Origin of the sequence: Acinetobacter sp. 243_ASPC, from assembly GCF_001054715.1 — a bacterium.
In the GTDB taxonomy this organism is placed as follows: Bacteria; Pseudomonadota; Gammaproteobacteria; order Pseudomonadales; family Moraxellaceae; genus Acinetobacter; species Acinetobacter soli.
Genome location: NZ_JVOR01000111.1, coordinates 43,271 through 53,529, shown reverse-complemented (window position 1 = coordinate 53,529; position 10,259 = coordinate 43,271). Strand labels below are relative to the sequence as shown.

The 10,259-nt window shown below is 42.5% G+C and carries 9 protein-coding genes; 8 read left to right on the top strand and 1 reads right to left on the bottom strand.

All coding sequences use genetic code 11. From position 1 onward, the window contains the following. Window positions 1-106: 106 nt before the first annotated feature. On the bottom strand, window positions 107-1,528 hold the full coding sequence (gene cysS / locus ADA42_RS15405; RefSeq protein WP_048766082.1) for a cysteine--tRNA ligase: 1,422 nt from the start codon (window positions 1,526-1,528) through the stop codon (window positions 107-109). A gap of 210 nt (window positions 1,529-1,738) precedes the next feature. Here cysS and ADA42_RS15400 point away from each other — a divergent pair, with 210 nt between their 5' ends. From ADA42_RS15400 to ADA42_RS15365, 8 genes are all read left to right on the top strand, one after another. Further along, window positions 1,739-2,716, top strand: a complete 978-nt coding sequence (locus ADA42_RS15400; RefSeq protein ID WP_048766080.1) for a KpsF/GutQ family sugar-phosphate isomerase — start codon at window positions 1,739-1,741, stop codon at window positions 2,714-2,716. Window positions 2,717-2,718: 2 nt separating this feature from the next. Beyond that, window positions 2,719-3,258 carry a KdsC family phosphatase gene (locus ADA42_RS15395; RefSeq protein WP_004938117.1) on the top strand — a complete coding sequence of 180 codons (540 nt, stop codon included), beginning with the start codon at window positions 2,719-2,721 and terminating at the stop codon, window positions 3,256-3,258. 37 nt (window positions 3,259-3,295) lie between these two features. Further along, entirely contained in the window at window positions 3,296-3,844 is a 549-nt protein-coding gene (lptC, locus tag ADA42_RS15390) for an LPS export ABC transporter periplasmic protein LptC (protein WP_004947779.1), read from the top strand. Continuing rightward, a complete protein-coding gene (gene lptA, locus ADA42_RS15385; RefSeq protein ID WP_048766078.1) occupies window positions 3,828-4,376 on the top strand; it encodes a lipopolysaccharide transport periplasmic protein LptA in 549 nt (182 codons plus the stop codon). Before lptC ends, lptA begins: the two co-directional genes overlap by 17 nt. Continuing rightward, window positions 4,376-5,122: an LPS export ABC transporter ATP-binding protein gene (gene lptB / locus ADA42_RS15380; RefSeq protein ID WP_004938103.1), complete on the top strand. Its 747-nt coding sequence runs from the start codon at window positions 4,376-4,378 to the stop codon at window positions 5,120-5,122. Before lptA ends, lptB begins: the two co-directional genes overlap by 1 nt. Window positions 5,123-5,350: 228 nt before the next feature. Then, window positions 5,351-6,877, top strand: coding sequence for a TolC family outer membrane protein (locus ADA42_RS15375; protein ID WP_048766077.1), 1,527 nt, complete (start codon window positions 5,351-5,353; stop codon window positions 6,875-6,877). Further along, the gene (locus tag ADA42_RS15370) at window positions 6,874-9,018 is read left to right on the top strand and encodes a type I secretion system permease/ATPase (RefSeq protein WP_025094711.1); all 2,145 of its coding nucleotides are present in this window, start codon (window positions 6,874-6,876) and stop codon (window positions 9,016-9,018) included. The genes ADA42_RS15375 and ADA42_RS15370 overlap by 4 nt, the downstream gene beginning before the upstream one ends. Next, the gene (locus ADA42_RS15365; RefSeq protein WP_004938097.1) at window positions 9,015-10,205 is read left to right on the top strand and encodes an HlyD family efflux transporter periplasmic adaptor subunit; all 1,191 of its coding nucleotides are present in this window, start codon (window positions 9,015-9,017) and stop codon (window positions 10,203-10,205) included. The genes ADA42_RS15370 and ADA42_RS15365 overlap by 4 nt, the downstream gene beginning before the upstream one ends. Window positions 10,206-10,259: the final 54 nt, after the last annotated feature.

Genomic DNA, 10,259 nt, shown 5'->3' with positions numbered 1-10,259 from the left:
AACCTTGGCAAGGTTGTGCTCTACCAACTGAGCTATTCCCGCAATGTGTGGTGCATTATATACAGTTTGTCTTGACTGTCAATACATCAAAAGAGGAATTGCTGAATTAATCAGCACGTCGCCATACAGTTCCTTGGCGTGTATCTTCTAAAACGATTCCACTATCAAGTAGAGACTTACGAATTGCATCTGCACCAGCAAAATCTTTGGCTTTTTTTGCATCCGCTCGTTGTTGAATCAGTGTTTCAATTTCGCTATCGGAGAGTCCAGAATCTTCGTGTCCAATGGTAGATTTTAAGAAATCATCTACATGATGCTGTACCAATCCTAAAATATCGGTCAAAGCACGAAGCGTTGAGTAAAGTGTTTTTGCCAGATCAGATTGCTCTTCCTTGACCGCACGATTTAGCTCACGAATCAATTCAAACAATACGGCCATAGCTTCAGGCGTGTTGAAATCATCGCGCATAGCCGTATTGAAGCGCTCTAAATATGTTTGCTCTAAATAAGAGGTCTTGGTTTGACCAAACACTTGTTCATAAGCTTTAAATGCATGATAAAAACGACTTAATGCAGTTTTCGCCTCTTTGAGTGCGGTATCTGAAAAATTGACTGGGCTACGATAGTGTGATGACACAATAAAGTAGCGAATCACTTCAGGGTGAAACTTATCCATAACATCGCGAATGGTAAAGAAGTTACCCAAAGACTTAGACATCTTTTCGCCGTCAACATTGATAAAGCCAACATGCATCCAGTAATTGACATACTGCTCGCCGGTTGAAGCCTCACTTTGCGCAATCTCATTTTCATGGTGCGGAAATGTTAAGTCCGAGCCGCCGCCGTGAATATCGAAGTGATTGCCTAGGCAGCATGTCGACATTGCGGAACACTCGATATGCCAGCCTGGACGACCGTTGCCCCATGGTGAAGCCCAAGAAGGCTCATTTTCTTTGGCATGTTTCCAAAGTACAAAGTCAAAGGGATGTTTTTTCTCGACTTCCACATCGACGCGTTCACTAGCACCCGCTTGCATGTCTTCAAGCTTACGACCAGACAAACGTCCGTATTTTTCAAACTTGTTCACTTCAAAATATACGTCACCATTTGTTGCTGGATATGCCGTACCTTTATCGACCAAAGTACTGATCATGGCCTGCATTTGATCGATATATTCGGTCGCTTTTGGTGACTCATCCGGCTCGGCACAGCCCAGTTGCGCTGCATCTTGATTCATTGCGTCGATGAAACGGGCAGTTAATTCTTGAATTGATTCATTATTTTCATTCGCACGCTTGATGATTTTGTCATCAATATCGGTGATGTTGCGGATATAACGAACGTTCCAGCCCTGACTACGTAAAAAACGGATAATGTAGTCAAATGCAACCATTACTCGAGCATGCCCAATATGACAATAATCATAGACCGTCATACCACAGACATACATGTCAATCTGACCAGGTCTGCGCGGAACAAATTCAACTTTCTTACGTTGCTCTGAGTTGTATAAAACAAATGGTTGCATAAAGGTCTTCAAAACTCACCAAAAACAGTGTTACATCATAACGTAAGCAAGATTTTTAACAAAGTTTTATCACTCAAATTTCTAAGCTTGTGAAAACTTGTACATTTAAAAACGTGTCTTGATCAGAGCTATGTTAGAATAACGCAAATTTTTTGCGTCAAAGACTAAGCTGCAATTTGCACTTAAGTTGAAGTTATTCGAGCTATTTTTATGACCATGACCACCGATTTTAAAAAAATCGCATTCGAAACGATCGCTATTGAACAGCATGCACTTGATGTATTGGCCAAACAAATCGATACGCGATTCAATCAGGCCTGTGAAATTATCTTGCAGTGTAAAGGCCGTGTTGTAATTACGGGGATGGGAAAGTCGGGACATATTGGTCGTAAAATGGCAGCAACATTTGCCTCAACAGGAACGCCATCATTTTTTATGCATCCAGGTGAAGCGGGGCATGGTGATTTAGGAATGCTGGTACGTGGCGATGTGCTGATTGCGATTTCGAATTCAGGTAAAAGTGACGAAATCATGATGCTGATGCCACTTATTAAGCATCTTGAAGTGCCGTTGATTACCATGAGTCGTGATGATAAAGGACCAATGCCGCAAAATGCCGATGTTGCTTTGACTTTAGGCGAATCGGATGAGGCATGTCCGCTAGGTTTAGCACCGACCTCAAGCACTACGGCAACACTGGTACTTGGCGATGCGCTCGCTGTTGCATTACTTGAAGCGCGCGGTTTTACCGCAGATGATTTTGCACGTTCGCATCCGGCTGGTGCATTAGGCAAGCGTTTGCTGTTGCATGTAAAGCACTTAATGCACACTGCAGATGAGCTTCCAAAAGTGTCACCCAACACGCCAATGAATCAGGTGCTTTACGAAATTTCCAATAAGCGCTTGGGGCTCACAACCGTTGTAGATGAGCAGAATCGCTTAATGGGCATCTTTACTGACGGCGATTTGCGCCGTTTAATTGATAAACAACAAGGCTTTGATGTGAATTTGCCTGTTCAAGATGTGATGATTACACATCCGGCTACAATTTCACAAGAAGCAAGAGCAGTTGAAGCATTACAGCAGTTAAATGAACGAAAAATCAGTCAATTTGTGGTGGTCGATGATCAAAATAAAGTCATTGGGGTTATCAGCATGCATGACCTGATTCAAGCAGGGGTAAATTAAACATGGCGTCTTTTGCATTACTTGAGCAAGCACGACATATTCAAGCATTGGTGCTCGATGTAGATGGTATTTTAAGCGACGGTTTTGTTACGCTCACCAATACAGGCGATGAAATTAAATCCTTTGATATCCGTGATGGTCTGGGCATGAAATTAGTCCAGCAGGCAGGCTTAAAGGTGATCATTATTACTGGTCGTAAAAGTCATATTGTTGAAAAACGCATGTCTGATCTTGGTGTTGATCTGGTTTTTCAAGGACGTGAAGATAAGGGTGTTGCACTCAAAGAAGCATGTGCGCAGTTTGAATTGTTACCGGAAGATTGTTTATACATGGGTGACGACTGGCCTGATTTGTCGGCTTTTTCCATTGCAGGGATGTGTGTGACCGTGCCCAATGGTCACGTCGAGGTAAGACGTCGTGCGCATTTGGTTACTCAGGCGATGGGCGGGCGTGGTGCAGTACGTGAAGTTTGTGATATGTTACTGAATGCAAAAGGAGTTTACGAAGAACTTCTTGCAAAATATCTCAGTGTACCCCATTAATATTCTTATAGAGTGATACAGGTCAGACACACCGTTCATGGATACTAAAGCGCTTTATATTGCTGCTGTTGTCATCGCGTCTGTAAGTGGTGGCTATTACTATTACAGTGGCAAAGCAAAAAAACTGGATGTCGATTCGGCAAGAAATATGACTTATTCTGCGGAAGGTGTTTATCTCACTCAAACCGACGACCAGGGTCATCTGTACATTCGTGCCAAAGTGGATCGGTTAGAGCAGAACATGCAAAACCAGACCTCAAAACTTGAAAATCTGAATGCTTCGACCTACAAAAACGGTAGCGTCGACTCCACCTTTTTTTCAAAATATGCACACGGCTACAATGACAATGCAAAAGTGGTGCTGTCAGATCAGGTTGTCGCCACAAAGTTATCTGACCAAGGTAAAATTGAATTTAAAACCGATGAGTTAACCACTTATCCAGATACAAAACTGATTGAGACCTCACATCAAGTGAATGTTGACTCACCGCAATCGTCTTTTATCAGCAATGGATTAAAAGCAAATTTAAACACGGGTCAGTACGAGTTTTTTAATATTCGAGGAAAGTATGCGCCAAATTCTTAACTTTTTTTGCTCTTCAGCTTTCCTTAAAAAAGGTGTGTCTGTTGCCATATTGGGAATCTCTTGTAGTAGCGTATTTGCTTTACCATCAGATCGTAATCAGCCTATTTCATTGGTTGCAGATCGAGCTACTTATAACGAAAAAACAGGTGTCACGACCTATACGGGCAATGTGATGATTGAACAGGGCACTATGAAGCTACAGGCAGATTCGATTGTGGGTCAGCTAAATTCACAGCGTCAGCTACAAACTGTAAATGCAACAGGTCGCCCAGCAAAATTTCAACAGCAGATCAGTGCTCAAAAAGGAATTGCGCGTGGCGAAGCACAAAAGATTGTCTATAACGCTGAAACCGGCATTATTACTTTAACAGGTAATGCCTATCTGAATCAGGATGGTGCCAGTGTCCGTGGTAATACGCTTCGCTACAGCATGAACAAAGGTGATATCGAGGCCCAAGGTTCAGGCTCGAATCGTGTGCAGTTAGTGATTCCACCATCTGCCTCTAAAAGTTTCCCGGGGGCACGTGACTAATGGAGCAAGCTTTGGATAAACCACAAACTTTGTGTATCAAGCACCTTGCTAAGAATTACAGTAAACGCTGGGTGGTTAAGGATGTGTCCTTTACGATGGAAAGCGGACAAATTGTCGGTTTATTGGGGCCAAACGGTGCCGGTAAGACCACAAGTTTCTATATGGTGGTGGGCTTGGTTCGCATGGATAAAGGTGAAATCCATCTTGATGATCTTGACCTGTCAGATCTTGCAATGCATGAGCGCGCGCGTAAAGGGATTGGGTATTTGCCACAAGAAGCTTCAATTTTTAGAAAGCTGACCATTTCTGAAAATATTATGGCAATTTTGGAAACACGCAAAGATTTGAATAAACAACAGCGTCAGCAACGACTTCAAGAGCTGTTAAATGATTTTAAGATTACCCACATCAAAGATTCTTTGGGCATGAGTGTGTCGGGTGGTGAACGTCGCCGTGCCGAGATCGCGCGTGCCTTAGCAGCCGATCCAAAATTTATGCTCCTCGATGAACCGTTTGCAGGTGTTGATCCAATTTCTGTTGGAGACATCAAAGATATTATTCGTAACTTAAAAGATCGAGGCATTGGTGTGTTGATTACGGATCATAACGTACGTGAAACACTGGCTATTTGTGAACATGCATATATTGTTAGTGAGGGCGCGGTCATTGCCGAGGGTACACCACAAGAAATTCTAGAAAATGAGCAAGTACGTAAAGTTTACTTAGGTGATGACTTTACGGTTTAATTTTTGCGTATGAACTAGATTAATCGGTTTCATTCAATCCAGTAGAACTGAGTAATGACAGAATCGTTACACAGTGCTACTGGATTTTTTCATAATAAGAAAAAATGTATCTAAAACATGTGATTTATTTAGCATAATGCAATTTTTTGTGATAAAAATATGTGAAAATTTTACTGCCGTTTAACCATAAAAATATTTACTATGCATCGACCAATATCAATTTCTCATATGAGTGAAGCGGGGAAAAAGGTCACAACATTGAGAGTCTTACTGCTATGCAGTTCGATATCGATAGTGACCTCTTCGGTATTCGCAGCGCCTTCCGATACATCTGGTTTTCATTTAAAAGACAAGATCAGCGGGTTATTTAAATCTAAACCAAACGATGACTACAAGACAGTTCAAATACAAAAGTTTCAAACTGTAAAGTTAGATCCGATTATTGTGCAGGGATTGCCGCAAGTGACCTATGGCGCGGTCGCACCTGATGCAAACACCGGTCCGGTCGAGTCGAGGCTCAGTGAAATTAATTTGGTCGATGCAGTCCAGATTGCCGTAAAGCGAAATCCTTCAATTGGTCAGGCCATTTCAACGATGGCGGCGCAAAACTCAAATATTGATGTAGCAAAATCGCAGTATTATCCACAAATCAGTGGTGGTATTTCGACTGGTGGTAATCTGGCATCGTCTGAACAGCGCGGTCGTCAAATGTTTACGATTAGTGCTTCACAATTGCTTTATGACTTTGGTCAGGTTAAATCCAATGTGACCTCGCAAGAAGCACGTTTGCAGCTACAACAAGCCAATGTGTTAGTCAGTATTGATTCAATTGCAACCGAAACAGCTGCTACTATCGTCAATATTGAACGCTATAAAAAACTGGTAGCAATTGCAGAGCAGCAAGTAAAAGGTTTACAGCGCATCTTGGGAATTACCGAATTAAGAGCGCAAGCGGGGATCAGTAGTCAGGCAGATCCAGTTCAGGCACGCTCTTATGTTGAATCGGCTCAATCGGCGCTGATCGCGCAGCGTTCGTTATTGCGTCAAAATCAGCAACGACTGACTGTTTTACTTGGTTTTGACTCGATGGGAAAATCATGGACGATTCCAGAAAATCTAGTTGAAGTCTCTGATTTATATAAAGAACCTGATTTTAATGTGATTCCAAATATGTTGGCCGCGCAGGCCGAAGTGGAAGTGGCCAAGGCAGATAAAAAAAGAACAGATTTAAGCCGTTATCCTACGCTTTCTTTGGTCGGTTCGGTGAGTCAGGCAGTCAATGGCACCAATCCAAATAACAACAAAGATGACGGATTTTACAGTTCGGTTGCTTTAGAGGCCAACACTAAACTGTATCAGGGTGGCGCAATTTCAGCTCAAATTCGCTCTGCGGGCTTTGCCGAAGAAGCCGCAAAATCTAAAGTCAATTCAGTTTATTTAGATGTCATGGATAATGTCAAAATTACACGTGAAAATATCGAAAATAAGCAAGAGCAAATTAAAGTGTTACGCGCCCGTCAAATTACGTCGGTGAAAACACGAGAACTTTACCAAGAACAATACAAGCTCGGCACACGATCTGCGCTTGACCTATTAAATGCTGAACAAGCGATTCACTCGTCTGCCAACGAGCTTGAGAATGCACGTTACGACATTTATTCAAGTCTTGTTCAATATATTTCGACCACTGGAAAAACACGAGATGCCTACGGCCTCAATAATATTTCAATCCAGGGCTTTGAGGTGCAACCATGACAAAAACATTTCAATATCAACCATGGTTGCAGGCTGTCCTGACCATTGCACGTCATTATCGAATTGAATCTTCTGAAGAACGTATTCGGTTACAACTCGATTGGAATCAGAACCACAATCCTGAAGAAGTGTTGTCGTTGATGTGCAGACAAATGGGGTTGAGCTTACGTGTTGCCAAGTTTGATTTAGACTTGATCAATCCATGGCGTTTACCCGTGATTGCCGAGTTTAAAGATGGCCAGATTGGTGTAATTGATAAAGCGGATGCGCAGGGTAATGTGAGCATTCAGCTTAGTGGTGATCATGGTTTATCACAAAGTTTTGCAATAGAAAGCCTAAAAGGACTGGTCAAAAATATCTATATATTACGACCAGAAGCATCGATTGCCGATGCGCGTGTTGATGAATACATTAAACCTTATGAGGCGAGCTGGTTCTGGTCCATTGTACTCAAAGACTGGAAGCGCTATATCGACATTATGTTTGCATCCTTAATTGCAAATATTTTGGCGCTTGCAACGGTTGTATTTTCGATGCAGGTGTACGATCGCGTCGTGCCTTCCCAGTCGATCCCAACACTTTGGGTGCTGGCTGGCGGTGTGTTTATTGCTGCAATCTTTGAGTTTATTTTACGCGTCAGTCGTATCTACTTGTCGGATATTATTGGAAAGCGTGCAGATCTTAAAATTTCTGATCGTGTATTTGGTCATGCACTGCGTATTAAAAATAATGAACGCTCCAAATCGACAGGCACCTTTATTTCGCAAATTCGTGAATTAGAAGGTGTTCGAGAGCTAGTGACATCGACGACCATTACAGCGATTGCTGATTTACCATTTTTTATTCTGTTTTTGGTGATCATGTGGATCATTGGCGGTCATGTATTTTGGGTGGTTGTGGTTATTGTGCCGCTCATGATTTTGCCGGGTATTTTGGCACAAAAGCAGCTCGCTAAACTGGCTAAAGAAGGTATGCGAGAATCTGCGATTCGTAATGCTATTTTGGTTGAAGCCGTACAAGGCATTGAAGATATCAAACTGCTCCGTGCAGAATCGCGCTTTCAAAATCAGTGGAACCACATGAACGAACTGTCTGCAGATTACAGTATGCAGCAGCGTAAAATTGTAGGTGTGCTATCTGCTTGGACACAAAAGTTACAAGGGTTGACTTACGCCTTGGTGATTTTGGTAGGTTGTTTTGCCGTCATGGATGGTGATATGACCACAGGTGCGCTAGTTGCGTGTTCGATTCTATCTTCGCGTATGCTGGGGCCTATTTCGAATATTACAGGGGTTTTAGGTCGTTTACAGCAAGCCAAAGTAGCCAAAAGCAGCCTTGATGAACTCATGAAAAAATCCGTAGATCAGCCAGATCGTGCTCATTTGGTGCATAAGCCAGTGATTCATGGCGATTACGAGTTGAGCAACGTGGTGTTTCAGTATGATCCAGAAGACAATAAACCGAACCTTACGATTTCAAGACTAAAAATTAAGGCAGGTGAAAAAGTTGCCATTTTAGGCCGTAATGGCGCAGGTAAATCGACCTTGCTACAGCTTTTGTCTGGTATGCAATTTCCGGTCAATGGAAAAATTACGTTGGATGATCTTGAACTTTCAATGATTGATCCGGCAGATGTACGTCGTGATATGGGGCTTTTAAACCAAAATGCCAACTTGTTTTATGGCACGATACGTGAAAACTTAACGCTAGGTGCTCCTTTGGCCAACGATGAAGATATCATCAAGGCATTACGTGTAACAGGTGCTTTGGCCTTTGTAGAAGAGAAAAAAGAAGGTCTCGATCATCTTATCTTAGAGGGTGGAATTGGTTTTTCGGGTGGTCAGCGTCAGGCATTGTTACTTTCACGTTTGCTCATTCGTCAACCCAACATTTTACTACTCGACGAGCCAACGGCTGCCATTGATGATGTGTCAGAAAAACAACTCATCGATCATCTAAAAGTATGGTTGTCGCATCGTACATTGGTGGTGGCAACTCACCGTAGAGCAGTACTTGAACTTGTTGACCGAATTATTGTGATTAACGACGGCAAGATCGTGATGGATGGTCCACGTGATCAAATCTTAAATCAATCAACTCAGGCTAAAGCAGTTGCGCCAGCACAGGGGATTAAATCATGAGCGATCAACAACAAACAAAATCCCGCTCATTAAATGTTTCATATAAAGAGCCACCTTTACCTCGTGCCAGCTTTGTCATCTGGATTGTGGGTATTGCCTTACTGATTTTAATTGTCTGGGCGTGGTTGTTTAAGCTTGAAGAAGTATCAACGGGGACAGGAAAAGTTATTCCGTCATCGAAAGAGCAAGTCATTCAATCTCTAGACGGTGGTATCTTGACGAAGTTGGATGTCAAAGAAGGCGATATTGTTGAGAAAGGTCAGATACTTGCACTCCTAGATCCAACACGTTTTGAATCCAATGTTGGCGAGTCGCAATCACTTTTGGTTGCCGCTCAAGCCACTTCGGCACGTTTGCGTGCTGAGGTGAATGGAACACCGTTATCTTTTCCTGAGCAGGTGCTAAAGGAGCCAAAACTGGTACAAGAGGAAACTGCACTTTATAACTCGCGTCGTTCGAATTTAGAAGAAACGGTTTCGGGTTTGCAACAAGCCTTGCGTTTAGTTCAACAAGAACTGGTGATGACCGAGCCATTAGTGGCTAAAGGTGCAGCCAGTGAGGTTGAGGTGCTGCGTTTAAAGCGTGAAGCAAATGATTTACAAAATAAAATCAATGATGCGCGTAGCAGTTATTATGTAAAGGCACGTGAAGAGCTTTCAAAATCGAATACCGATGTTCAAACCCAGCAACAGGTGATTAAAGGGCGTACCGATACTTTATCTCGTACCGTATTTAAAGCACCGGTTCGCGGTGTAGTCAAAGAAATTTCAGTGACCACTTTGGGCGGTGTCATCCCTCAAAACGGTAAACTAATGACCATTGTACCATTGGATGAAAAATTATTGATTGAAGCGCGTATCTTACCGCGTGATATCGCTTTTATTCGTCCGGGGCAAGAAGCATTGGTTAAAATTACCGCTTATGACTATTCGATTTATGGTGGTATGCAAGGCAAGGTGACGTTTATTTCACCAGATACGATTCGTGATGAAGTCAAGCAGGATCAGTTTTACTATCGTGTTTATATTCGTACCGATTCCGATAAACTTTACAATAAATCTGGTAAGGCATTTGGAATTACGCCAGGTATGGTGGCCACGGTTGATATCAAAACCGGACAAAAAACCATTATGGACTACTTGTTAAAACCATTTAACAAAGCGAAAGAAGCGCTGCGAGAGCGTTAAGTAAAAAAGCCTCGACACTGATCGGGGCTTTTTTCTATCGAAATTATATCTAGA

Coding starts and splice junctions, on each gene's coding strand:
- cysS (WP_048766082.1), bottom strand. CDS start 1,528: ATGCAACCATTTGTTTTATACAACTCAGAGCAACGTAAGAAAGTTGAA.
- lptA (WP_048766078.1), top strand. CDS start 3,828: ATGCGCCAAATTCTTAACTTTTTTTGCTCTTCAGCTTTCCTTAAAAAA.
- ADA42_RS15400 (WP_048766080.1), top strand. CDS start 1,739: ATGACCATGACCACCGATTTTAAAAAAATCGCATTCGAAACGATCGCT.
- ADA42_RS15370 (WP_025094711.1), top strand. CDS start 6,874: ATGACAAAAACATTTCAATATCAACCATGGTTGCAGGCTGTCCTGACC.
- ADA42_RS15365 (WP_004938097.1), top strand. CDS start 9,015: ATGAGCGATCAACAACAAACAAAATCCCGCTCATTAAATGTTTCATAT.
- lptC (WP_004947779.1), top strand. CDS start 3,296: ATGGATACTAAAGCGCTTTATATTGCTGCTGTTGTCATCGCGTCTGTA.
- ADA42_RS15395 (WP_004938117.1), top strand. CDS start 2,719: ATGGCGTCTTTTGCATTACTTGAGCAAGCACGACATATTCAAGCATTG.
- lptB (WP_004938103.1), top strand. CDS start 4,376: ATGGAGCAAGCTTTGGATAAACCACAAACTTTGTGTATCAAGCACCTT.
- ADA42_RS15375 (WP_048766077.1), top strand. CDS start 5,351: ATGAGTGAAGCGGGGAAAAAGGTCACAACATTGAGAGTCTTACTGCTA.